The organism is Pseudomonas sp. RU47 (genome assembly GCF_004011755.1).
Lineage (GTDB): Bacteria > Pseudomonadota > Gammaproteobacteria > Pseudomonadales > Pseudomonadaceae > Aquipseudomonas.
The window spans coordinates 6175744-6200100 of sequence record NZ_CP022411.1 but is presented as its reverse complement, the minus strand read 5'-3'; the positions used below and the strand labels follow the sequence as shown (position 1 = coordinate 6200100).

At 58.2% G+C, this 24357-nt stretch carries 24 protein-coding genes; 15 read left to right on the top strand and 9 right to left on the bottom strand.

Going from position 1 to position 24357, the window contains the following annotated elements; all coding sequences use genetic code 11:
• Positions 1-174: 174 nt before the first annotated feature.
• Positions 175-1344 carry an MFS transporter gene (locus CCX46_RS28410; RefSeq protein ID WP_127930084.1) on the bottom strand — a complete coding sequence of 390 codons (1170 nt, stop codon included), beginning with the start codon at positions 1342-1344 and terminating at the stop codon, positions 175-177.
• A gap of 212 nt (positions 1345-1556) precedes the next feature.
• Between CCX46_RS28410 and CCX46_RS28405 the strand changes: the two genes are divergently transcribed.
• The gene (locus CCX46_RS28405) at positions 1557-2390 is read left to right on the top strand and encodes an EamA family transporter (RefSeq protein WP_127930083.1); all 834 of its coding nucleotides are present in this window, start codon (positions 1557-1559) and stop codon (positions 2388-2390) included.
• A gap of 39 nt (positions 2391-2429) precedes the next feature.
• Positions 2430-2813 carry an MAPEG family protein gene (locus CCX46_RS28400; RefSeq protein WP_077574861.1) on the top strand — a complete coding sequence of 128 codons (384 nt, stop codon included), beginning with the start codon at positions 2430-2432 and terminating at the stop codon, positions 2811-2813.
• A 121-nt stretch (positions 2814-2934) separates the two neighbouring features.
• Here the strand turns inward: CCX46_RS28400 and mltA are convergent, their stop codons facing one another.
• Entirely contained in the window at positions 2935-4113 is a 1179-nt protein-coding gene (gene mltA, locus CCX46_RS28395) for a murein transglycosylase A (RefSeq protein WP_127930082.1), read from the bottom strand.
• 128 nt (positions 4114-4241) lie between these two features.
• Here mltA and CCX46_RS28390 point away from each other — a divergent pair, with 128 nt between their 5' ends.
• Positions 4242-4691 (top strand): c-type cytochrome, encoded by a 450-nt coding sequence (locus CCX46_RS28390; protein WP_127930081.1) that lies wholly within the window; start codon positions 4242-4244, stop codon positions 4689-4691.
• A 78-nt stretch (positions 4692-4769) separates the two neighbouring features.
• On the opposite strand, the gene CCX46_RS28385 is transcribed toward CCX46_RS28390, so the two are convergent.
• The 4 genes from CCX46_RS28385 to CCX46_RS28370 form a co-directional block, all read right to left on the bottom strand.
• Positions 4770-5165, bottom strand: coding sequence for a DUF1090 domain-containing protein (locus tag CCX46_RS28385; RefSeq protein ID WP_127930080.1), 396 nt, complete (start codon positions 5163-5165; stop codon positions 4770-4772).
• A 97-nt stretch (positions 5166-5262) separates the two neighbouring features.
• Positions 5263-6939 (bottom strand): NAD-dependent DNA ligase LigB, encoded by a 1677-nt coding sequence (gene ligB / locus CCX46_RS28380; RefSeq protein ID WP_127930079.1) that lies wholly within the window; start codon positions 6937-6939, stop codon positions 5263-5265.
• Positions 6940-7155: 216 nt separating this feature from the next.
• The gene (gene metK, locus CCX46_RS28375; protein WP_034153622.1) at positions 7156-8346 is read right to left on the bottom strand and encodes a methionine adenosyltransferase; all 1191 of its coding nucleotides are present in this window, start codon (positions 8344-8346) and stop codon (positions 7156-7158) included.
• A gap of 18 nt (positions 8347-8364) precedes the next feature.
• Positions 8365-9360, bottom strand: a complete 996-nt coding sequence (locus CCX46_RS28370) for an ArsR/SmtB family transcription factor (RefSeq protein ID WP_016987232.1) — start codon at positions 9358-9360, stop codon at positions 8365-8367.
• Positions 9361-9618: 258 nt separating this feature from the next.
• On the opposite strand from CCX46_RS28370, the gene tkt reads away from it, so the two are divergent.
• The 8 genes from tkt (at position 9619) to CCX46_RS28330 (ending at position 17634) form a co-directional block, all read left to right on the top strand.
• Positions 9619-11616, top strand: a complete 1998-nt coding sequence (tkt, locus tag CCX46_RS28365; RefSeq protein WP_127930078.1) for a transketolase — start codon at positions 9619-9621, stop codon at positions 11614-11616.
• 150 nt (positions 11617-11766) lie between these two features.
• Positions 11767-12819 (top strand): erythrose-4-phosphate dehydrogenase, encoded by a 1053-nt coding sequence (gene epd, locus CCX46_RS28360; RefSeq protein ID WP_127930077.1) that lies wholly within the window; start codon positions 11767-11769, stop codon positions 12817-12819.
• Between the two features lie 12 nt (positions 12820-12831).
• The gene (locus CCX46_RS28355) at positions 12832-13995 is read left to right on the top strand and encodes a phosphoglycerate kinase (RefSeq protein WP_127930076.1); all 1164 of its coding nucleotides are present in this window, start codon (positions 12832-12834) and stop codon (positions 13993-13995) included.
• Positions 13996-14029: 34 nt separating this feature from the next.
• On the top strand, positions 14030-14251 hold the full coding sequence (locus tag CCX46_RS28350) for a hypothetical protein (protein ID WP_007913756.1): 222 nt from the start codon (positions 14030-14032) through the stop codon (positions 14249-14251).
• 57 nt (positions 14252-14308) lie between these two features.
• Positions 14309-14641, top strand: coding sequence for an MliC family protein (locus CCX46_RS28345; RefSeq protein WP_016987235.1), 333 nt, complete (start codon positions 14309-14311; stop codon positions 14639-14641).
• 252 nt (positions 14642-14893) lie between these two features.
• Complete coding sequence (gene fba / locus CCX46_RS28340; RefSeq protein WP_008081027.1) at positions 14894-15958, top strand: class II fructose-bisphosphate aldolase; 1065 nt, start codon at positions 14894-14896, stop codon at positions 15956-15958.
• 118 nt (positions 15959-16076) lie between these two features.
• Positions 16077-16367 (top strand): helix-turn-helix transcriptional regulator, encoded by a 291-nt coding sequence (locus tag CCX46_RS28335; RefSeq protein ID WP_224789358.1) that lies wholly within the window; start codon positions 16077-16079, stop codon positions 16365-16367.
• Positions 16360-17634 (top strand): type II toxin-antitoxin system HipA family toxin, encoded by a 1275-nt coding sequence (locus CCX46_RS28330; protein WP_127930075.1) that lies wholly within the window; start codon positions 16360-16362, stop codon positions 17632-17634. Before CCX46_RS28335 ends, CCX46_RS28330 begins: the two co-directional genes overlap by 8 nt.
• A 61-nt stretch (positions 17635-17695) precedes the next feature.
• On the opposite strand, the gene CCX46_RS28325 is transcribed toward CCX46_RS28330, so the two are convergent.
• Positions 17696-18058, bottom strand: coding sequence for a DUF6124 family protein (locus CCX46_RS28325; protein WP_034153614.1), 363 nt, complete (start codon positions 18056-18058; stop codon positions 17696-17698).
• A gap of 1039 nt (positions 18059-19097) precedes the next feature.
• Between CCX46_RS28325 and CCX46_RS28320 the strand changes: the two genes are divergently transcribed.
• Positions 19098-19499 (top strand): hypothetical protein, encoded by a 402-nt coding sequence (locus tag CCX46_RS28320; RefSeq protein ID WP_127930074.1) that lies wholly within the window; start codon positions 19098-19100, stop codon positions 19497-19499.
• Positions 19500-19597: 98 nt separating this feature from the next.
• On the opposite strand, the gene CCX46_RS28315 is transcribed toward CCX46_RS28320, so the two are convergent.
• Positions 19598-20266 carry a polysaccharide lyase family 7 protein gene (locus CCX46_RS28315; RefSeq protein ID WP_127930073.1) on the bottom strand — a complete coding sequence of 223 codons (669 nt, stop codon included), beginning with the start codon at positions 20264-20266 and terminating at the stop codon, positions 19598-19600.
• 321 nt (positions 20267-20587) lie between these two features.
• On the opposite strand from CCX46_RS28315, the gene CCX46_RS28310 reads away from it, so the two are divergent.
• From CCX46_RS28310 to CCX46_RS28300, 3 genes are read left to right on the top strand one after another with little or no spacing between them, the layout of a single operon-like run.
• Positions 20588-22711, top strand: coding sequence for a putative bifunctional diguanylate cyclase/phosphodiesterase (locus CCX46_RS28310; RefSeq protein WP_127930072.1), 2124 nt, complete (start codon positions 20588-20590; stop codon positions 22709-22711).
• A 44-nt stretch (positions 22712-22755) separates the two neighbouring features.
• A complete protein-coding gene (locus CCX46_RS28305; protein WP_034153713.1) occupies positions 22756-23250 on the top strand; it encodes a M48 metallopeptidase family protein in 495 nt (164 codons plus the stop codon).
• Positions 23251-23274: 24 nt separating this feature from the next.
• Positions 23275-23571 carry a winged helix-turn-helix domain-containing protein gene (locus CCX46_RS28300; protein ID WP_007913779.1) on the top strand — a complete coding sequence of 99 codons (297 nt, stop codon included), beginning with the start codon at positions 23275-23277 and terminating at the stop codon, positions 23569-23571.
• Positions 23572-23668: 97 nt separating this feature from the next.
• On the opposite strand, the gene CCX46_RS28295 is transcribed toward CCX46_RS28300, so the two are convergent.
• Complete coding sequence (locus CCX46_RS28295) at positions 23669-24121, bottom strand: GNAT family N-acetyltransferase (RefSeq protein WP_127930071.1); 453 nt, start codon at positions 24119-24121, stop codon at positions 23669-23671.
• Positions 24122-24357: the final 236 nt, after the last annotated feature.

The window sequence follows — 24357 nt, the reverse complement described above, 5'->3', positions numbered from 1 at the left end:
AGGGAGAGGGAGCCGACCTTATTGTCTTGTGGCATGCATCGACCTGAATAACCGAGTCGATTATGGATTCGGCAATGCGCGTTCAGGTCGGCGTACTTCTGAAGCATCCCCCGTTCAGTCCCCCTCTCCCTCTGGGAGAGGGCTAGGGTGAGAGCTCTGTCTGGCACGACACGATTAGCCAGACACATTGACCCCAGCCGTTTCGCGACGTTGCAGATAGATGAAAAACAGCGCCGTCAGCACCGTCAGCACGCCGACCAGTGCCCCGGTCCACGGCAAGTCCGCCAGGTCCGCGCCACTGGCCACCACCAGCCCGCCGATCCACGCACCCGCCGCGTTACCGAGGTTGAAAGCGCTCTGGTTCAATGTCGAACCGAGGTTCGGCGCTTCATGGGCCTGATCGATGATCAGCAATTGCAGAATCGGACACAGCGCAAAAGCAAAAATCCCCCACAGCACCAGCGTGATCGCCGCCGGCACCACCGAACGGCTGGTCTGGCTGAACGCCGCCAGAATCACCACCACCGCCAAGGCCACACCGACCAGCGAAGGCAACAAACGGTTATCAGCCAGACGCCCGCCGAGCATGCTGCCACCGGTCAGGCCGACGCCGAACAACAACAGCATCACAGTCACACCGTGTGGGCTGACGCCGGTGATGTCTTGCAGGATTGGCGCAATGTAGGTGAACACGCTGAACAGGCTGGTCGATGCCAGCACACTCATGCCCAGCGCCAGCAACACGTTGATCTTGCCCAATACCTTGAATTCGCTGGCGAGGTTGGCCTTGTCCATCGGGATGTGTTTCGGCAGCCAAAACCACTGCGCGAGGGCTGCGATCACTCCGATCACCGAAACCGCCCAGAAGGTCGAACGCCAGCCGGCGTATTGCCCGAGCGCCGTGCCCAGCGGCACGCCGAGAACGTTGGCCAAGGTCAGGCCGGTGAACATCATCGCAATCGCCTGTGCGCGTTTGTTCGGCGCGACCAGCCCGGCGGCGACCACCGAGCCAATGCCGAAAAACGCGCCGTGGCACAGTGCGGTGACCACGCGAGCGGCCATCAGCGTCGCGTAGTTCGGCGCCAGGGCGCAGAGCACGTTGCCGAGGATGAACATCAGCGTCATGCCGAGCAGCGTCGCTTTGCGCGGCATGTTCGCGGTGCCGATCGCCAGGATTGGCGCGCCGAACACCACGCCCAACGCATAACCAGTGATCAACAGGCCCGCGTGAGGAATGCTCACGGCAAGGTCGCGGGCGACATCGGGCAACAAGCCCATGATGACGAATTCGGTTGTGCCGATGCCGAATGCGGCAACAGCGAGGGCAAGCAAGGCGAGTGGCATGCGCAAGGTCTCTGTCGGTAGTCTTGACGCTTTGATCAGGCATACGCAGGCCGACGACCGATCTCGAAGGAGCGCGGTGCAGGCAGGAATTATTGGTATTTTTCTGTGCGCAACTGAGTGCGGCGTGGTCGCTTGCAGTATAAACAGCTGCTGACACATCGCGAATCAATAATCTGACTAATTGGCTCGCTAACAACAATAAGGAGTGGAACGTGCTGGCGACGGGATTGGTATTGATGGCGGCGCTGCTGCATGCGACGTGGAATACATTGATCAAGTTCAGCGCCGAGCGGCTGCTGGTGGTGGCGTGCATGGACACCGTGGCGCTGCTGGTCGTCGCCATCGCGTTGCCATTCGTGAGCTTGCCGCCGATGGATATCTGGCCGTGGATTCTGGCGTCGGCAGCGTTTGAATTGCTGTATCGCTACCTGCTGATTCAGGCGTATCGGGTCGGCGATCTCGGGTTGGTCTATCCACTGATGCGCGGTTTGTCGCCGCTGGTAGTGCTGGCGCTGACGCTGATCTTCGCCGGCGAAGTGCTCACCACCCAGCAGATCTTCGGCATCATGCTGATTCCGTTGGGCATGGTTTGCCTGCTGTGGCAGGGCGGTGGTGGCAAGCACTTGCCGTGGTCGATGCTGCCGGTGGTGGCGCTGATCGGCCTGTGCATCGGCTGCTACACCTACATTGATGGCCAGGCGTTGCGGCGCTGGTCGCATCCGCTCGATTACCTGGTCTGGGTCACGCTGCTCAGCGCGTGGCCGTTTCCGCTGTTGGCATGGGGCGCCAAGCGTCCGGCGTTCATGTTGTTCTGGCGTGAGCAATGGAAGCTGGGGTTGGCGGTGGGCTTCTGCGTATTGGCCAGCTACGCTCTGGTGCTGTGGGCGATGCAATTGGGCTCGATTGCGGAGGCGGCGGCATTGCGCGAAATCAGCGTGATTCTGGTGGTGTTGTTCGGCATGCGCTACTTGAAAGAACCTTTCGGCCGTCCGCGGCTCTTAGCCTGTGGGCTGGTGCTGATCGGCATGCTGGTGATGAAGTTCTGACCGCTCGCGAATTCTATAACTCGAAAAAAGGACGGCGTTATGACGGTGGCTCTGTGGTGTGTGTTGATTGCGATTTTTCTGCCATATGTCTGCACTGGCGTGGCGAAAGCCGTGGGCGGCTACCGGTTGAGTGACAACCACGATCCGCGCGACTTTCTTGAAAGTCTCAACGGTGTGGCCCGTCGGGCGCACGCGGCGCAGCTGAACAGCTTTGAGGTGATGCCGGCGTTTGCAGCGGCGGTGATCGTCGCGCACCTGGTGGGAACCGCGCAGTTGGTGACGGTCAATGTGCTGGCGGTGATGTTTATTACCAGTCGCCTGCTTTACATCATTTGCTACCTGGCGGACTGGGCGATCTTGCGGTCGCTGGTGTGGTTTGTGGGGATGGGGCTGATTGCTTCGTTCTTCTTCGTGTCGGTCTGATGCTCGGGTGTTGCTGATGGCCTCTTCGCGAGCAGGCTCGCTCCCACATGGATATGCATTCCAACTGTGGGAGCGAGCCTGCTCGCGAAAGCCATTGTTCAGACGACAAAGATCCTAAGGGTTACTTCTTCTCTGTATCAGCCACCCGCGGCACTTGTGGCAGCGCCGCACCTTTTGGCCAGAGCATCCAGATCTGCCCCTGCTGTTTCATGTCCCCGGCCAGTTGCCCGGCTGCATCACCGGTGCCCCAGAACAGATCCGCACGAACCTCGCCGGCAATCGCGCCGCCGGTATCCTGCGCCGCCACCGGGCGGACCAGTGCCGTACCATCCGGGCGCGTGGTCGACAGCCACAACAGGCTGCCCAGCGGAATTACCTTGCGATCCACTGCCGCACTGTAGCCCGCAGTCAACGGCACGTTCAGTGATCCGCGCGGGCCTTCATTGCTGTCCGGATTGCGGGTGAAGAACACATAGCTCGGGTTGCTGCCCAGCAGTTCAGGAATCCGCGACGGATTGGCTTTGGCCCAGTTGCTGATTGCGCTCATTGTCACGTCTTCTTTCTTCAACTCGCCTTGCTCGACCAGCCAGCGGCCGATCGGCCGATATGGATGGCCGTTCTGATCGGCGTAGGCAATGCGCAGCTGTTTGCCGTCTGCGGTCTGAATCCGCCCCGAACCCTGGATCTGCAGGAATTGCAGATTCATCGGGTCGGTCAGGTAGGCAACCACTGGGGCTTTCACACCTTTGGATTCGATGGTCGCAGCATCGTCGTAAGGTTTGAGTACTCGACCTTCAAGGCGACCACGCAGGCGTTTGCCTTTGAGTTCGGGATAAATGCTGTCGAGCGAGACAATGATCATGTCCTCCGGCACGCCATACACCGGCACGTTGGCCGCCTCGGTGGGCGTCAGGCTGCCGGGGTAGACCGGCTCGTAGTAGCCGGTGATCAAGCCGTTGGGGTTGTCGTTTTCAGCGCGCAGGCCGTAGACATCGAGGTTCTGTTTGAGAAACGCACGAATTTCTGTGGCGCTCTGTGGAACATTGGCCGCTGCTGCGCAGGTTGTGCCCCAGACCGCATCTGCCTTGAGTCGGGTGCAGGCGCTGCGCCACGAACCGAAACCGGCGACCAGATCGCTATCGGATACCGCCGGCAATGCCTCCCAAGTGGCGCTGGAATAAGTGGCCAGCGCGTGGGTTTTCGGCTTGGCGTTCTCGCCACCGGTGCAGCCGGCGAGTATCGCCAGCAGCGGCAGGGTTGCAATCAGCGGGTGACGCCAGGCCTTGAAACGGCTGTTCATGGAGTGATTCCTGTGTCGGTTGCCCGCGTGCTCCATGCGCTCGAACAACCCGTATTTTTAATAGGGCTATTGGTGTTTGGCGGTGACGCGAGGATACTGGCCGCCGAATTCCGTGACCTGAAGCCACCATGACTGTTAAAAGAATTGCTGTTGTATTGCTGGCCTGTCTGACCTTGTCCGCCTGTGGCGGTGTCGATCCGAATTCTCCTCTGGGCCAGCGCAAGGCCATTTTCAAACAGATGCTCAAGACCGGTGAAGATCTGGGTGGCATGTTGCGTGGGCGCATTCCGTTCGACGGGCCGAAATTCGCCGAGGGCGCGGTCAAGCTCGATACGTTGTCCCATGAACCGTGGAAGCATTTTCCGCAAGTTCGCGAGGACGATCACACCAGCGCCAAGGACGATGTCTGGCAGAAACAGGCGCAGTTTCAGGAAATGGCTCGCACGCTCGAAGCCGCCACCGGCGAGCTGGTGATTGCCAGTCAGGTTCAGCCGTACAAGGCCAGCAACCTCGCGCCGGCGGTGCAGAAAGTTGAGGATGCCTGCAGCGCTTGCCATAAACAGTTTCGCGATCATTGATATTTAAAAGATCGCAGCCTGCGTCAGCTCCTGTATTGATCAGGGCAGGAGCTGCCGCAGGCTGCGATCTTTTGATTTTTACTTGTCGATTTCTTCCAGCGCGTCCTGCAGTTCTTTGCGCGATTCGGCGAGTTTTTCTTTGCGCTTGTTGATCCTCTCCGGATCGCCTTTCTTCATGGCTTTATCGAGATCGGCCTGACGCTGACTGACTTCGTGTTTGGCCTCAAGCACTTTGTTTTCGCGTTCTTTCTTCAGACCGGCGTCGGTGCAGTGTTCGGTCACTTCGCTCAGGGCTTTTTCCAGACCCGCCTGCTGATCGGCATTGCCGCGCGATTTCGCCTGTTCGATCTGGTTCATGATGCCCTGCTTTTTCGCAGCGCAGCCGGTCAGGCCGGGGGCATCTTCATCGGCCATTACGGGGGCGGCCATCACGCCGCAAAGGGTCAGCATGGCGAGCGGTGCAAGAAATTTCATAAAAGCTCCATGTGCAAAGGCAATCGGGTCGGTCAGGCACTGCGCTGTTGGAGCGCTTGGGCTACCGATGGGTTCCCGGCGCACCGGGATTGCGTAGTCAGAAACCGTCGATTCCGGCGGCACGTAAGGTTTCGCTCAAGGCCAGTACCTGCGGGTCGCGAAAGAATGCGCTCAATTGCGCTGCGCGTCCCGGGCCGATACCGGCTTCGGCCTGCCATTGTTCGGTGTCGCGTTGTGCCAGCGCCTGCCACGAGTCAGGCAGGTGTGCCTGACCGCTTGGCGGTAAGCCCAAGGCTTTGAGCCACTGGGCGAAGGGCCGTTGGCGGGCGCTGTGAAAACTGTGCATCAGGCGTTCGCTGCTGCGCTCGCCGAAGCCGGCAATGTTAGCAAGCTCTGACGCGTCGAGGGTCAACCAATCCAGCAGGTTGTTCACACGGCGTGTTTCGAGAAGTTTCTCCCAGGTACCACGACCGACATGCTGCATCGCCAGCCCTTGCTTACCGCTGAGCCAGCTCAAGCGGGCGAGAAACTGGCTTTCACAACCGGGGGTCGGTTGCCAGCAACTCAAGGCGTGGAAATCCTCTGCGTCGGGGATATCGATATCTGTGCGTTCGCTGGTGCGCAGTACAACACTGTCGAGCCGAGGAATGGTCAGACCGGCGAGGCTGATTGCCACTTGATCTCCCGGGCGAATGTCCAGCTCTTGCCAGCGTTTCAGCGAACTGGCGCTGACCCGTTTGATCTCCCGGTCATCGAGCATGACCGGGGTCAACTCGATCACCGGTGTGATGCGGCCAGTGCGGCCAATCTTGAAGTTGATCTTGCGAACTTCGGCCAACGCTTGCGCAAACGGGTATTTCCAGGCGATCGCCCAGTACGGTGCGCGAGCCTGCCAGCGTTCGGCGGGAGGGCGCTGAGTCTGGCGCAACACCACGCCGTCGGTGGCAAAGGGTAAAGGCGAGCGATACCAGTGGTCGCGCCATTTTTGTGCCTCTGCGAAATCGCTGGCGGGCTGGCTGTACGGTTCAGTCTTGGCAAAGCCCAGCGCTGCCAATCGTGAAATCCGTTCGGGCAAATCCAAAGGCCCTTGCGGCCAGTCCCAAACGAACAGTCCGATCCCGGCAGCCTGTTCTGCCGTGAAGGATTTGCGGTTCATCAGTCCGGCAACGGCGGCACGGGCGTTGACGCTGCCGGATCGGGCTTGCACGTGTTCATTCAAGCGCCAATAGAGCTCCCCTTGAACCAGCAGATCAAGCGGCTGCGTCAGGCGTTGAGGTATGGCGTTGATTCTTTGCGCTGAAGTCGTCCAGTCCTGTCCGCTGATCCCGTCACCGCGACTGATGGCTTGTTGCAACATCCCTTGGCGATAAACCAGCGTCACTGCCACGCCATCGACTTTGGGTTGAACCCAGACGTCCTGACGATCTCGTAGCCATGCTTGCACGGCCTCGGCTTTATGGATTTTATCCAGACCGGTATGGGCGATGGGGTGGGTGACTGTGCCTGAAGCCGTGCGCAAAGGTTCGACGGGCGAGGGTAGCCTGAAGCATTCACGCCATGCGCTCAGGCGTTGGAGTGACTGGTCGTAGAGTTCGTCGGCGATCAGTGAGCGGCCTTCGCGGTGATAGGCGTCGTCCCATTGGTTGATCTGTTTTTGCAGGGCGGCGATTTCGCTTTTTGCTTGAGTGGCCGGCCATTTCGGGCAATCGGCGTGGGTGTTGAGGGCCGTACAGGCGGTGAGAAAAATCAACAGCAGGCGCAGTGTGACAAGCATTGTGAGCGTCCTTGCTCAGGGGGAATGCTTGAAGGTTAGAAGACGATTGGGGGCTTGGCAGGTGGGGTGTTTTGCGGGGTGTGTCTGGTCGGGAAGTGATGTTGGTCCGGCTGGCCTCTTCGCGAGCAGGCTCGCTCCCACAGGGAGGTATTTCAGGCATGAAAAAGCCCCGCACGGCGCGAACCGTGCGGGGCTTTTTGTGCAGCCGGGAAAGGCTTACAGACCAGCAGCAGAACGCAGAGCGTCGGCGCGGTCGGTTTTTTCCCAGGTGAACGTGGTGAAGGTGTCTTCGCCAACGGTCTTGGTCTCTGGCGCGCGACCGAAGTGGCCGTACGCTGCAGTTTCCTGGTACATCGGGTGCAGCAGGTCGAGCATGGTGGTGATTGCGTATGGACGCAGGTCGAACACTTCACGCACCAGTTTGATGATCTTGTCATCGCTGATCTTGCCGGTGCCGAAGGTGTTCAGCGAGATCGAGGTAGGCTGAGCCACACCGATCGCGTAGGAAACCTGGATCTCGCAACGCTCGGCCAGGCCGGCAGCGACGATGTTCTTGGCAACGTAACGGCCAGCGTAGGCAGCCGAACGGTCAACCTTCGATGGATCTTTACCGGAGAACGCGCCGCCGCCGTGACGGGCCATGCCGCCGTAGCTGTCGACGATGATCTTGCGACCGGTCAGACCGCAGTCACCTACCGGGCCGCCAATGATGAACTGGCCGGTCGGGTTGATGTGGAACTGGGTGTCTTTGCTCAGCAGTTCGGCAGGCAGCACGTGCTTGACGATCAGCTCCATCACGCCTTCGCGCAGGTCTTTGTACGACACTTCAGGGTTGTGCTGGGTCGACAGAACAACAGCGTCGATACCGACAACCTTGCCGCCTTCGTAACGGCAAGTCACTTGCGACTTGGCGTCCGGACGCAGCCAAGGCAGCAGACCCGATTTACGGGCTTCGGCCTGGCGCTGCACCAACTGGTGCGAGAAGGTGATCGGTGCTGGCATCAAAACGTCGGTTTCGTTGCTGGCGTAGCCGAACATCAGGCCCTGGTCGCCGGCGCCCTGATCTTCAGGCTTGGCACGGTCAACACCCTGGTTGATGTCTGGGGACTGCTTGCCGATGATGTTCATCACGCCGCAAGTCGCGCCGTCGAAGCCGACTTCGGAGCTGGTGTAGCCGATGTCGCAAATCACGTCACGAACGATCTGCTCCAGGTCGACCCAGGCGCTGGTGGTCACTTCACCGGCAACGATGGCCACGCCGGTCTTGACCAGAGTTTCCACTGCAACGCGTGCGTGTTTGTCCTGGGCAATAATGGCGTCCAGCACCGCATCGGAAATCTGGTCGGCGATTTTGTCCGGATGTCCTTCGGACACGGACTCGGAGGTGAAGAGGGAGTATTCGCTCATCTCGATGTTTTCCTGAATTTACCGATGGTGAGTGTCGCCAGCCGGTCGCTGAAAATGGCGGACCTGGATCTGGAAACCATTACGTAAGCCTACATAGAGGCTTTCCCCGGGAACGAGTCCCGCAGCGGTGGCCCAACGGGCCAAATCGTCCTGTTCAAACCCCAACCACAGATCACCGCAGGCCTCCCTGGCCCAACTCTGGTTGTGGCTACATAACTCTGTCACGAGCAGACTACCGCCCGGTTGCAGCAGGTCGGCCATGTGCTTGAGCGCATCGGCCGGCGCGGCGAAATGGTGCAACACCATGTTCAACACTACGCAATCGGCCTGAAGGCTTGTGCCATTCAATGCATCGGCCAATTGCAGGCTGACGTTAGCCAGCTGTTCACGTTCACATACCTGACGCGCCAGTTCGAGCATCGCCGGGCTGTTGTCCAGCGCGGTTACGGTGCCGAAGCGACGCGCCAGTTCCGGCAGAAAAGCACCATCGCCGGGGCCGACTTCAATGGCCGTGGCTGCACCATTGAAGTTCAGTTTGTCGAGCAGGGCCAGCACGCTGTCACGGTATTGCGGCAGGCCTGCGATCAAGTCTTGCTGGGCACGGAATTTCTCCGCCACCCGGGCGAAAAAGTCCTGACTGGCCGCGGCACGCTGGCCGTGAACCTGCTCGATGCGCGCTTGCACGTCGTCAGGCAGATCCAGATTGTCGACTTCTTCTAACAATGCAGCGTGCAACTTGCCGCCGAGCAGTTCGGTGTGGGGCAGGGCGCGGCGATAGAAAATCGCGTTGCCTTCGCGGCGTGTCGCCACCAGGTCGGCTTGTGCCAGTACCTTGAGGTGATGACTCATGCCGGACTGGCCGATGCCGAAGATCTGCGCCAACTCCAGAACACCGAACGAATCGTTGGCCAATGCGCGCAGTACATTCAGCCGCAACGGATCGCCGCCGGCCTTGCACAGGGCCGCCAGCTCGTCGCAATCGTCATGGCGAATGGAAGGCACGCGTAAATTCATAGGGCCGCAGTCTAGAGACGGGGGGAATTCATCGCAAGGGCAATATCAAAAAGTTTTGATATTGCTCGATAAATGGCACTTCTCACCAAGCGGTTAACTCTACAAACGAGTAGCGGAAAGGTTTCACCAACAGAAAGCGCCGCTATCCATTGGAAAAACGCCCCCCGATGACTATCTGTCATTGCCCCGAGGCGCTCCGGTGAGGGAAAATGCCCTCCTTTTTTCCGTTTCGACTTACCAGAACCCAGGAGATCAGCGATGCCTAGCCGTCGTGAGCGTGCCAACGCCATTCGTGCCCTCAGCATGGATGCCGTGCAAAAAGCCAACAGCGGCCATCCCGGTGCCCCAATGGGTATGGCAGATATTGCCGAAGTGCTTTGGCGCGACTACCTCAAGCACAACCCGAGCAATCCATCGTTCGCCGACCGTGACCGCTTCGTGCTGTCCAACGGCCATGGCTCGATGTTGATCTACTCGCTGCTGCACCTGACCGGTTATGACCTGTCGATCGAAGACCTCAAGCAGTTCCGTCAACTGCACAGCCGCACCCCTGGCCACCCGGAATTCGGTTACACCCCGGGCGTTGAAACCACCACCGGCCCGTTGGGTCAGGGCCTGGCCAACGCTGTAGGCTTCGCTCTGGCTGAAAAGGTTCTGGGCGCGCAGTTCAACCGTCCTGGCCACGACATCGTCGACCACCACACCTACGTATTCCTGGGTGATGGCTGCATGATGGAAGGCATTTCCCACGAAGTCGCTTCTCTGGCCGGTACGCTGGGTCTGGGCAAGCTGATCGCGTTCTACGATGACAACGGCATCTCCATCGACGGCGAAGTCGAAGGCTGGTTCACCGATGACACCCCGAAGCGTTTCGAAGCCTACAACTGGCAAGTGATCCGCAACGTTGACGGTCACGACCCGGAAGAGATCAAGACCGCCATCGAAACCGCGCGCAAGAGCCCGCTGCCGACCCTGATCTGCTGCAAGACCACCATCGGTTTCGGTTCGCCGAACAAGCAGGGCAAAGAAGACTGCCACGGCGCTCCACTGGGTGACGCAGAAATCGCCCTGACCCGTCAGGCGCTGAACTGGAGCCACGGTCCGTTCGAAATCCCGGCCGACATCTATGCCGAGTGGGATGCCAAGGAAAAAGGTCGCGCAACCGAAGCCGAGTGGGATCAGCGTTTCGCTGCCTACTCCGCTGCGTTCCCGACCGAAGCCAACGAACTGGTGCGTCGCCTGAGCGGTGAGCTGCCAGCTGACTTCTCGGAAAAAGCTTCTGCTTACATCGCTGAAGTTGCGGCCAAAGGCGAAACCATCGCCAGCCGTAAAGCCAGCCAGAACACCCTGAACGCGTTCGGCCCATTGCTGCCGGAACTGCTCGGCGGTTCGGCTGACCTGGCCGGTTCCAACCTGACCCTGTGGAAAGGTTGCAAGGGCGTCAGCGCTGAAGATGCCAGCGGCAACTACATGTACTACGGCGTGCGCGAATTCGGCATGACCGCAATCATGAACGGCGTCACCCTGCACGGCGGCCTGGTGCCTTACGGCGCGACCTTCCTGATGTTCATGGAATACGCGCGCAACGCCGTGCGCATGTCCGCGCTGATGAAGAAGCAGGTCATCCACGTCTACACCCACGACTCCATCGGTCTGGGCGAAGACGGCCCGACGCACCAGCCGATCGAGCAGCTGACGAGCCTGCGTACCACACCAAACCTCGACACCTGGCGTCCAGCCGATGCCGTTGAATCGGCCGTGGCCTGGAAAAACGCTCTGGAGCGCAAGGACGGCCCATCGGCGCTGATCTTCTCGCGTCAGAATCTGCAGCACCAAGAGCGCGACGCCGGCCAGATTGCCGACATCAGCCGTGGCGGTTATGTACTGAAGGACTGCGCAGGCGAGCCTGAGCTGATCCTGATTTCGACCGGTTCGGAAGTGGGTCTCGCTGTTCAGGCCTTCGACAAGCTGACCGAACAAGGTCGCAAAGTGCGCGTGGTTTCCATGCCGTGCACCAGCGTGTTCGATGCTCAGGACGCGGGCTACAAGCAAGCCGTGCTGCCGTTGCAGGTCAGCGCACGTATCGCCATCGAAGCGGCTCACGCCGACTTCTGGTTCAAGTACGTGGGTCTGGAAGGTCGCGTGATCGGCATGACCACTTACGGCGAATCGGCTCCGGCTTCGGCACTGTTCGAAGAGTTCGGCTTCACCCTGGAAAACATCCTGGGTCAGGCTGAAGAGCTGCTGGAAGACTGATCCAGAAAAGATGTCGTCTGAGCTGACGCCTTCGCGAGCAGGCTCGCTCCCACAGGGAAATGCATTCCAATGTGGGAGCGAGCCTGCTCGCGAAAGTGTTGGTTCAGGCAACATCGCACTGCCTGATTCACCACGGTAATCGAGAACCCCATGCCTCAACCGCGTCCCTTCAAAGTTGCACTCAACGGCTACGGCCGGATTGGTCGTTGCGTCTTGCGTGCGTTGTTTGAGCGAGGCGAGAAAGCCGGGTTTGAAATTGTCGCGATCAACGATCTGGCGGACATGGCCAGTATTGAATACCTGACACGCTTCGACTCCACCCACGGCCGTTTTCCCGGCGAGGTGCGAGTAGAAGGCGACTGTCTGCATATTAATGGCGATTGCGTGAAGGTTCTGCGCAGTGCCACTCCCGAAGGCATCGATTGGGCGTCACTCGGCGTCGATCTGGTGCTCGAATGCTCCGGTGCCTATAACACCCGTGCCGACGGCCAGCGCTTTCTCGACGCCGGCGCGCCACGCGTGTTGTTCTCGCAGCCAATGGCCAGCGACGCGGATGTCGACGCCACCATCGTTTACGGCGTCAATCAGGATTGCCTGACCGGTGACGAACTGCTGGTGTCCAACGCCTCCTGCACCACCAACTGCGGCGTGCCGCTGTTGCGCTTGCTCGACAAGGCCATCGGCCTCGATTACGTGTCGATCACCACGATTCACTCGGCGATGAACGATCAGCCAGTGATCGACGCTTATCACCACGAAGACCTGCGCCGCACCCGTTCGGCGTTCCAGTCGGTGATCCCGGTGTCCACTGGTCTGGCGCGGGGTATCGAGCGCCTGCTGCCGGAACTTGCCGGGCGAATTCAGGCCAAAGCCGTACGCGTGCCGACGGTCAACGTGTCCTGTCTCGACATCACGATGCAGACCGCCACGGCGACTGACGCCAACGAGGTCAACCGGATTCTGCGCGAAGCCGCCACCAGCGGACCGCTCAAAGGCTTGCTGGCTTACACCGAGTTGCCGCACGCCAGCTGTGATTTCAACCATGACCCACATTCGGCCATCGTCGATGCCAGTCAGACCCGTGTTTCCGGCCCCAAGCTGGTGAACATCCTGGCCTGGTTCGACAACGAGTGGGGTTTTGCCAACCGAATGCTGGACGTTGCAGAACACTATCTGCAAACAGCAACTTCAAAAAAACCGTAGGAAGTGCGACCCATGACCGTGTTGAAGATGTCCGACCTCGATCTGCAAGGTAAGCGCGTATTGATCCGCGAAGACCTCAACGTCCCAGTCAAGGACGGTGTTGTCACCAGCGATGCGCGTATCCTGGCTTCGCTGCCGACCATCAAGCTGGCCCTGGAAAAAGGCGCGGCCGTGATGGTCTGCTCGCACCTTGGCCGTCCGACCGAAGGCGAGTTCTCCGCCGAGAACAGCCTCAAGCCTGTCGCTGACTATCTGAGCAAGGCCTTGGGCCGCGAAGTGCCGCTGGTGGCTGATTACCTGGGCGGTGTTGACGTCAAGGCCGGCGACATCGTGCTGTTCGAAAACGTGCGCTTCAACAAAGGCGAGAAAAAGAACACTGACGAACTGGCCCAGCAATACGCGGCCCTGTGCGACGTGTTCGTGATGGACGCGTTCGGCACCGCTCACCGCGCCGAAGGGTCGACCCACGGCGTGGCCAAGTTCGCCAAAGTCGCCGCTGCTGGCCCACTGCTGGCCGCTGAACTGGACGCACTGGGCAAAGCCCTTGGCGCACCGGCTCAGCCAATGGCGGCCATTGTTGCCGGCTCCAAGGTCTCGACCAAACTCGACGTGCTGAACAGCCTGAGCCAGATCTGCGATCAACTGATCGTCGGCGGCGGCATCGCCAACACCTTCCTCGCGGCGGCCGGTCACCCGGTTGGCAAGTCGCTGTACGAACCGGACCTGCTCGACACCGCACGCGCCATCGCTGCCAAAGTCAGTGTGCCGCTGCCGGTTGACGTCGTGGTTGCCAAAGAATTCGCCGAAACCGCCGAAGCCACCGTCAAACTGATCGCTGACGTCGCGGCTGACGACATGATTCTGGACATCGGCCCGCAAACCGCAGCCAATTTCGCCGAACTGCTGAAATCGTCGAAAACCATTCTGTGGAACGGTCCGGTCGGCGTGTTCGAGTTCGACCAGTTCGGTAACGGCACCAAAGTACTGGCGCAAGCCATCGCTGAAAGCTCGGCATTCTCGATTGCTGGCGGTGGCGACACTCTGGCTGCGATCGATAAATATGGCGTGGCTGAGCAAATCTCCTACATTTCCACCGGCGGTGGCGCGTTCCTCGAATTCGTCGAGGGCAAAGTGCTGCCAGCCGTTGAAGTCCTGGAAAGCCGGGCCAAGGCCTGAGGCCGCCCGTTTGGCCAGGCAAAGGAGTGTTTTCATGGTCAAGTCGTTAGCGCTGTTGTTGCTGACCGGTACGCTGGCGGCCTGCGGGAGTAACCCGAAGGCCGAGGCCACGCCGGCACCGAGCGAGTCGCAGAAGGGCTGTTATCAGGCCGACTGGCAAGCCGAAACCAACCCGGTGCTGAACAAGCGTTCCGGGCCGGACGGCCTGGACAAATACGAGACGCAAACCCCGGCCAAGGAACATGGTTGTCCTTGACGGGTCTGACTCTTTAACTCAGGGCTGGCGGCGTGTGCCGTCAGTCGAGGAACACGGATGAAAGGCTTGATCGCCATTGCGGCGTTGGCATTGTTGGGCGGTTGCGCGCAGTTGAACCTGTTTCAGTCGTCTGCTCCGGCGGATAACTGGACGACCTGGACCTGCGACAGCCAGGCCAAAGTGCTGTGGCGTTACGCCGATGCCGGCCAGAAGGAAGTCGACGTTCGACTGGGTGGCGGTGATCAGGTCTATCGCCTGAAAGAAGAGCCAGGCGCTTCGGGCACGCTGTACAGCGACGGCATGTTGGCGTTTCACGTCAAGGGAGAGGAAGGCCTGGTGTACTGGGTCGCCACCAATGACCTGATCGGCCGCGGCTGCAAAGCGCAGTAATTGACACACCACAGTTCTAATGTGGGAGCGAGCCTGCTCGCGAAAGCGGTCTGACAGGCACTGCATCAGCGACTGCAAGATTGCTTTCGCGAGCAGGCTCGCTCCCACAGGGGTTCTGTGTAGCTCTCAGGATTTTGCTTTATCGAATCACCAGACCGGGCCTCAACCCCCGATCTGCAATCACTTGAATAGCCGCCGCCGCTCCGGCAGGCTGGCACGATTAACGACCCTCAACCGGGAGAGACACACACAATGGCACTTATCAGCATGCGCCAGATGTTGGACCACGCAGCCGAATTCGGCTACGGCGTTCCAGCCTTCAACGTCAACAACCTTGAGCAGATGCGCGCCATCATGGAAGCCGCTGACAAGACTGACTCCCCGGTGATCGTCCAGGCTTCGGCCGGCGCTCGCAAATACGCCGGCGCGCCATTCCTGCGTCACCTGATCCTCGCCGCGATCGAAGAATTCCCGCACATCCCGGTGTGCATGCACCAGGACCACGGCACCAGCCCTGACGTCTGCCAGCGCTCGATCCAGCTGGGCTTCAGCTCGGTGATGATGGACGGCTCGCTGGGCGAAGACGGCAAGACCCCGACCGACTACGACTACAACGTCCGCGTTACCCAACAAACCGTGGCCATGGCGCACGCCTGCGGCGTCTCGGTAGAAGGCGAGCTGGGCTGCCTGGGTTCGCTGGAAACCGGCATGGCCGGTGAAGAAGACGGCATCGGCGCCGAAGGCGTTCTGGATCACAGCCAAATGCTGACCGACCCGGAAGAAGCCGCTGACTTCGTAAAACGCACTCAAGTCGATGCCCTGGCCATCGCCATCGGCACCAGCCACGGCGCCTACAAGTTCACCAAGCCACCTACCGGTGACGTGCTGGCGATCGACCGCATCAAGGAAATCCACAAGCGCATCCCGAACACTCACCTGGTAATGCACGGTTCGTCTTCGGTGCCACAAGAGTGGCTGGCGATCATCAACCAGTACGGCGGCGACATCAAAGAAACCTACGGCGTCCCGGTTGAAGAAATCGTCGAAGGCATCAAGCACGGCGTACGCAAGGTCAACATCGACACCGACCTGCGTCTGGCATCCACCGGCGCAATGCGTCGCCTGATGGCCACCAACCCGAGCGAGTTCGACCCACGTAAATTCTTCGGCGCGACTGTGACCGCGATGCGTGATGTGTGTATCGCTCGTTATGAGGCTTTCGGTACTGCCGGTAATGCTTCGAAGATCAAACCGATCTCGCTGGAAGCGATGTACCAGCGTTATCTGAAGGGTGAGTTGAACGCTAAGGTTAACTAAGCCTGAGCGTTAGACTGCTTTAAAAGAAACCCGCCGTGAGGCGGGTTTTTTGTTGGTGAAATGTTTGGTGGTGATACTTGGGAATCCACACTTGAAATGTTACCTATAGTGAACTTTAATGATTTTTATCAGCTTAAAGTACGGTATGGGTGACATTTTGATCCTGAGCAATCCTGCGATTTTCGCCGAACGCATTCGTCAGCTGCGGAAAGCCAAGGGCTACAGCCAGCTAATGCTAGCGCACAAGGCCAAATGCAGTCGCAAGACCATTATCGATCTTGAGGCCGGTGAAAACGTCGCTTTTTATACCGTGTTCCGGGTGATTGCCGCGTTGGGCATGGCGCTTGAAATCGTCGACAACCGAATCGATCTCAAGTCGCTTGCCGATCTGGTAGAGCATGATGAATAAGGTCAAACGACTCAACGTCGTTACGCCGCAAGGCTGCGCGGGCGAGCTATCAAAAGGTTCGCAGTTCTCGTTTGCCTACCAGACGGCAGAAGCGTCTCGGGAAGTCTCGTTGGTCATGCCCTATGACCCGACGCCCGCGGTGAGCAATGTGCTGCACCCGATCTTCGATATGAATGTGCCGGAGGGTTTTCTGGCCGATCAAATCAAGCGCCGGATGGCCAAGCATATGCAGGTCGATGAAATGCGTTTGCTCTCGGTCATTGGCGGCAATCAGATTGGTCGCCTCACCTATGAAAATCCGACTGAGCCACCTAGCGCCGTGCGTGCCCAGGTCGGTTTACAAGACATTCTGTCTGCCGACGCCTCTCAGGGTGTTTTCAACTTTCTGGTTGAAACCTACTTTGAGTCGGGTATTTCCGGAGTGCAGCCCAAGGTACTGGTGCCTGACCTGGACAAGCTCACCGGTAGCCGAAAAACAATGCTCAGGTCCGATCTTATCGTCAAATCAGGAGCCGAGGAGTATGAGCACTTGGCCCAGAACGAGTTTCTGTGTCTGGAGGCGGCGAGGCTGGCAGGATTGGAAACGCCACCGTCCTGGCTTTCCGAGAGCGGTGAGCTATTTGTCATGGAGCGGTTTGACCTGACGTCGTCTGGCCGGCTCGGCTTCGAAGACATGGCGGTACTGTTGGGTCTTAACAAAGATCCTCACGACAATTACAAGTATTCGCAGAGCTATGAAACCCTCGCGGCTGTCATCCGCCAGGTATGTCGCCATGCCGAACCGATACGAGAACTGGAGCGATACTTTTCGTCAGTCTGCCTTTCGGTGATGGTGCGCAATGGCGATGCACATTTGAAGAACTTCGGCGTGATATACACGCAGCCCGCGGCTCCAGAAACCGTGCAGTTGGCCCCGATTTACGATGTTACGACCACCACGGTCTATGAAAACTACAACCCGAAGTCCGGGCGGTCACTGGTTGACCGTACCCTGGCAATCAAAATGAATAAAACCAAAGACTACCCGGATCGCCAGCAACTGATCGAGTTCGGCCGCAAACACTGCGCGGTGGATAGGCCGGCGTTGATCATCGACCGAATAGCTGAGGCAATGAGCCAGGCACTGACTGCTCATCGGTCGCGAGTGGATGCTGAACTGTTTGTGGGGATGCAACGCGAATGGGATGTCGGACGTACAGTTGCCTTGAATGACTCGGTTGGGTCGGGGTTGAAGCGTAAGCCTGTATTGGGAGATAGCAACGGTTAGCTACGCTTTAACGCTTATTGCTATTCAGGAACCCGCCGTGAGGCGGGTTTTTTGTGGGCGGTTATTCCTTCAGTTCGACATGATCCAGCGCCTGATTTACCGCCAGTTCACCGAGCATGACCACTTGCGCAATGCCCAGCGCAGTCTTGCGGTGTGAGGTGTCGAGCATGGCGGCGAAGTTGTTGAGCATTTCGCTGGCTGAACCCAGGGTCTCGCTGGCGTTGGCCAGCAGGGATTCGGTGTTGTACTTCGGGTTGGCGAGGTACATGGGTTCGGGTTTATGTGTGCTGGCCATGATGAAGGCTGACGGTTTGAGGTAATGGTCGAGGGCGCGCTCGGCGGCGTCGTTGAGTTTTTTGGAATCGAGGGATTCGTAGGGGGATGCGGGATCTGTTTCTGGCGGGTGCGGCGTTGATTTGATCATGTTTCGTCTCCGGTAAATGGAGCCGACACCGGATCGCTACTAAACGAAGAGGGTGGCAGCTGAACGCAGGTTAGTAGACCGGGGAGACGCGACCGGCGCACCCGAAGGCGCCCTGCGTACAGCTGCCATCAAGCGCGGGTTATGCCCGACTGAATGGTGCCAATGCGCATCGCGTAACCACGGGCTACTAAACCCGATCACTGGAAATCAGTGACGCGAATCAAGTTACCGATGGCCCGCCAGGCGCACAAGCCGGCGGATTCTGGCGTAGTGGTAGGCAACGACGCAAGCTGTTGTAGGCATCCGGAAGTAACTGCTGACAGATCTAAACAGCGCTGTTTAAAGGCTGGATGTAAAAACGACTCAACCGAGCATTCAAAGCTTCAAGTGAACGAATAATCCACCGTAAAGCGGTACCTCCGCACTTGAATGAGTGCAGTGAATTGACAGGGGAGAAAGCTTCTCTTTCAAGTGATAACCGGTCAGGGCGTGGCGCCCGCCTCCCGTCGCATGAGCGCGAATGGCACTGAGTGTCGGATAACCTCTCAAGCAGTCTATTTCTCCTTGCCAGCTATCTTTTGCATCGGCGTTGTCGGTCATAAGCCAAACGTCGGTGTAGGTACTGTCTCGGTGGTAATAAGACCCTGCAAAAGAATAAATCTGAGTGTGTTCTTTCAGCGGTCCCCACATCTGGCCGTCGTTGGCATTTACGCGGGTGATATCTATGCAAAAGCTGTTGTCGTCGTTACAGAATTTTCCGATTGGGCCAGGCATTGGATGGTTGATGTACCAGCCAACGTAACCTGCGTGGAGAGTTGTCGACGACTGTAAAACCTGACAGGTTCTTATATTGATTTGGAATGCATTTGATGAATTTAAGTCGTTTTTGTGACGAGGTTATTTTTTTAGTTAGTTGAGTTTTGTTGTTATGGCTTGTGGATTATATCCAATAGGTATAAAAACCTGTCAGATATGACAGGTGTCTATATTTTGTTGAAGGCTTAAAGTAACGGCTCACTTCTTTTTCAGGATGCACAAAATGCCAAGGGATGAGCGAACCAATGCGGACGCTGTAGGTAAAGTTTACCTGTCGTTGAAGACTTTCGAGGGTGAAGAGTTTACATACTCAGTTGTGGGTAGAGAGTTTTTTTTCCGAGATGGAGATCATTTCCACTTTAAAGCATATTTTGATTTGGGAGGGCACAATTTCTATATTGGTTCCCAAATAAAAATGAATGCCGCGACCAATGTGGCTCACAAGCTTGGCGAACTTGGAACGGTAGCATTTGCTCACCTGGAATTGGATCGTAATGACAACGATAAACAAGCCGAGGGTATTATTTATCTGACAAAAAACGGACCTTATCCGCAGGGAGTACTCAGTTGGTATAAAGATGGTGCGTTTTCTATATCAGCGGTTTTTGATTTTTCTGAAACTTGATATTGCATGGCTTATGCGGCATTAAAACCAAGCGGCAGACTTCTTTAGTCTGCCGTTTTATTTCATTATCGACCCCGTGCGTTCAAGTAGCAAACACCTTACTTGTCATGATCGATATCAAGTTTGGAGAAGGTCACTTGCCCACCCTCACTCGTATACCCGGTGTTGTCCTGCACATAAACCCCAGCCTTGAAATACAGCGGCTTGTTGCGCCAGGTCGCGCTGATCTGTGAATCCCACTGATAACCCGCCGCACTGACACCCAACGCACCGCCAGGACTCAGGTGAATAAGGTAGTTGAATTCGCGATCCAGTTTGATCCCAGTCGCCAGGGTGATGACGCGGCTTTCGTCGTCATCCGGATGCATGCGCACCTTGATCACCAGGTTGCCGGTTTCAGTTTTCGTCTTGTACTGATATTCGAGTTTGACCATCGGCTTCTGGCTTTCATAAGCGTGAATCTGGCCGATGACGATCTTGCCCGAGCTGGGCACTTTATTGACTGTGAGAGTCGCGCGCAGCAGGTTGTCGGCATCCGGGTAATACCAGTTGCGCAGGCTGCCGTTGCTGTAGGTTTCACGCAGTTCGGTGCGCGGGTAGATGGCGTTTTCGGTTTTTGACCCGGTAACCGGTGACCAGAAGAACAAGGTGCCGGTGTCGGAATGGAAGTACTGATCTTTGAAGCCGTTCACCAGTTTTGAGGTTTCGACGGTGTATGGCGGGCTGCCAACGGGAACGCTGAGGTTCCAGGTTGCGAGATCGATCATGTCGGTTCTTCCACTCAAGTTTCACTGCACGTACGTGCCAGAAGCTCTAGCCCGCACGTTTTGGGGCGGCCTTTATAAGCGTAGAGGGAAAATTTGTTAACGCCCGTTTGGCAGATGATTGACGTCAACATCCTGTCGAAATGCCATCTCTGCCGGTTTCCGGGGGCTTCAGCGGTGACCGTTAGTCGGCAAACTCACGCTTTGGTTAAATGATGGCCTGATGACAGCTTCTGCTTTCTTGGATCCAGTACTAGAGTGAAGGCTCAGTATGTGTGCGGTTTTTACCGGCAACCGACCAAAAGTCCCGACAAGAGAAGCAGCATGGAATGCGCGCAACCCCCGCCAGGTGAAGGCAGCTCTGTCCTTTTGATCGTTGATGATTACCCTGAAAATCTGATCAGCATGCGCGCGTTGCTGCAGCGTCAGGACTGGCACGTCCTCACCGCAGCCTCCGGTTTCGAAGCGCTCAATATTCTGCTCTCCCACGACGTCGATCTGGTGCTGCTGGATGTGCAGATGCCGGGCATGGACGGCTTTGAAGTGGCGCGACTGATGCGCGGCAGCCAACGCACGCGCCTGACGCCGATTATCTTTCTGACCGCCAACGAACAATCCCAGGACGCCGTGATCAAGGGCTATGCCAGTGGCGCGGTGGATTACCTGTTCAAACCGTTCGACCCGCAGATTCTCAAGCCCAAGGTGCAGGCGTTGCTGGAACACCAGCGTAATCGCCGCGCCTTGCAGCGCTTGAGTCATGACCTGGAAGTGGCGCGCGCCTTTAATGCCTCGGTGCTGGATAACGCCGCCGAGGGGATATTAGTGGTAGGTGAGGACGGTTTGATCCGCTTTGCCAATCCGGCGATTTCGCGGTTGTTGAATGCGCCGGTGAAGGAGCTGGAAGGTAAAGAGTTTCTCGATTTTCTACAGAAGCCGCACATCCCGCTGTGGGCCGATTCCGAGTTTTATGCCAGCTACAAGCGTGGCGAGACGTTAAGGCTGCACGACGCCTTGCTGCGCACGGCGCCCGGCCAGCAAGTGCCGGTGGCGCTGTCGTGCGCCGCGCTGCCTTCCGAGCAACACGCGATGGTGGTGACCGTGCTGGACATGTCGGTGGTGCGGCACTTGCACCAGCAGCTCGAATTTCAAGCGGTGACCGATCCACTGACCGGTTTGCTCAACCGTCGCGGCTTTTACCAGACCGTTGAAAACTTGCTGCTGCGTGGCGAACGTAGTGATAGCAGTTGGGTGTTGCTCTATCTGGATCTTGATGGCTTCAAACGGGTCAACGATTCACTCGGTCACGATGCCGGCGATCGTGTACTGCGCTGGGTCTCCGAGCAGTTAAAAGCCTGCCTGCGACCGTTCGATATTCTCGCGCGCATGGGCGGTGATGAATTTACCGCGCTGCTCGATCTGGAATTCCCCGAGCAAGCGGCGAAGATTGCCGAAAAGCTCATTGAGCGGGTGTCGATCTGTCAGCAGATCGAAGGGCTGGACATCGCTCTCGGCGCCAGCATCGGCATCGCCACTTACCCGGACTGCGGCTCCAACCTCGACGGATTGCTGCGCGCATCGGACATCGCCATGTACGAAGCCAAGCGCGCCGGGCGTCAGCAATATCGTTTCTATGATCATGAAATGAACGGTCGGGCGCGTTCGCGGCTGATGCTCGAGGAGAGCGTGCGTGCAGCCATCGAAAACCGCGATTTCAACTTGGTGTATCAGCCGCAAGTGGCCATCGACACTGGCCAGATTCGTGGCTTCGAAGCGTTATTGCGCTGGCAGCACCCGAGCGTGGGCGATGTGCCGCCGGGGCTGTTTCTGCCGTTGCTGGAAGAGGCACGTTTGATCAGTCGCCTCGGCAGCTGGATCTATCATCGTGGCGCCGGCCAGCGCAAAGCCTGGGAAACCCTGTTTGCCGAAGATCTGGTGCTGGGCGTGAGTTTGAGCAACACCCAGTTCAGTCTGCCGAATCTGGTCACCGAGTTGCGGCAAGTCATGGAGCGACATGCCTTGCAGCCCCGGCAGCTGGAGGTCGAGGTCACCGAAGAAGCGCTGATGCAGAATCCCGACGAAACCCGCAAGCAGCTGCGCTTGCTGCGCAATCTCGGTGTGCGCGTGGCGCTGGATGACTTCGGTTCCGGGCCGTGTTCGCTGGCACATCTGCGCGATCTGGAGCTCGATACGCTGAAAATTGATCGCCATCTAATCGCCCGATTGCCGGACTCCCAGCGGGACGCCTCGCTGGTCAGCACGGTCATCAGTCTGTGCAAGCAATACGGTTTGCTGGTGATTGCCGAAGGGGTGGAAACCATCGAGCAATACCAGTGGCTGCAAGCTCACGGCTGTGAATATGTGCAGGGCTTCCTTGTCGCGCGTCCATTGATCGCCGAGGACGCGGTCAGCTTCGCCGAGCCGTTTGACTGGAGCGCGCTGCCCGTTTGAATTCGCTACACTGGCGCACCTTTTTCGAACCGTGTCGCTTGTCCATGACTGTGTTGAAGTACCTCCAGGCCTATCCCGCGCAATTGCAGGACCAGGTGCGCCAACTGATCGCCGAAGGGCGGCTGGGTGAATACCTGAATCAACGCTATTCAGGGCGGCACGATGTGCAGAGCGACAAGGCCTTGTACAGCTACGCGCTGGACTTGAAGCAGGAATACCTGCGCAACGCGCCGGCCATCGACAAGGTGCTGTTCGACAACCGCCTCGACCTGACCCACCGCGCCCTCGGTCTGCACACCACTGTGTCGCGGGTGCAGGGCGGCAAGCTCAAGGCCAAGAAAGAGATTCGTATCGCCTCGTTGTTCAAGGACGCCGCGCCGGACTTTCTGAAAATGATCGTCGTGCATGAACTGGCGCACTTCAAGGAATCGGATCACAACAAGGCGTTCTATAAATTGTGCGAGCACATGCTGCCGGGGTATCACCAGGTCGAGTTTGATCTGCGCGTGTACCTGACGTGGCGCGATATGCAGGCTTAACCGTACGCAACCAGGAAGGTGGGGATGGACGTCAGCAAGACCAAAAGCAGTTTCTACCGCCGTTTGTATGTGGCGTACCTGATCGACAGCGGTCTGGCGCCGAGTGTGCCGACGCTGACCGAAGTGACCGGCATGCCGCGGCGCACGGCGCAGGACACGATTGCCGCGTTGGCGGATCTGGATATCGTTTGTGAGTTCGAGCAGGAAGAGGGCGCGCGCAACCATGCAGGGCGCTATCGGATTCGTGAGTGGGGGGCGATTGATCGCGGGTGGATCGAGCGTAATTTGCGGCAGATCAAGGCTGTTCTGGAGTATCCCTGAGTCCTGCGGCGCCTGAGCTGACGCCTTCGCGAGCAGGCTCGCTCCCACAGTTGGAATGCGTTTCCCTGTGGGAGCGAGCCTGCTCGCGAAGGGGCACTTAAGGGCGACGCATCCCAATGTGCGGAATGTCATCCTCCAGATACTCCTCACCCGCCACAACAAACCCGTACTTGCCGTAGTACCCCTGCAAATGCGCCTGCGCCGACAGATAGATCGGCACTTGCGGCCAATGCTTTTCGGCCTGTTTCAACGCCTGTTCCATCATTTCGTGCCCCAGCCCTTTGCCGCGGCCCTGCGGTGCAGTAATCACGCGGCCGATCACCACATCACCGCCCTGGGATTCCGGGTCCAGCAGGCGCAGGTACGCCATCAACTGGTCATCCTCCCACCCCATCAAATGGTAGGTGTCGCCTTCCAGATCCTGGCCGTCGAGGTCCGGATAAGCGCATTTCTGTTCGACGACGAACACGTCTGAGCGCAGCTTCAACAGCGCGTACAGCTGCTCCTTGCCCAGATCACTGTGATGTTTGCAGACCCACTCGATTGTCATGTGCCGATTCCTTGAACGTGTCACCGGATACTAAGCGCCTGCGGCAAAGATGTCTTTATGGCGTAAGAGTCTGTGACAAAGGTCAAAATGCCATCATTCCTTTCTCGCAGCCTCGGCGACTTTGTGTAATCTGCTGGAGAGCGCTGTGCACTGGCTGCAATGAGCTAATGTTAGGGCCTGGGTTTTGCCGGTAAGGGGCCTTGGGGTTTTGGCTGAAAACATGCCGGGCAACCTGC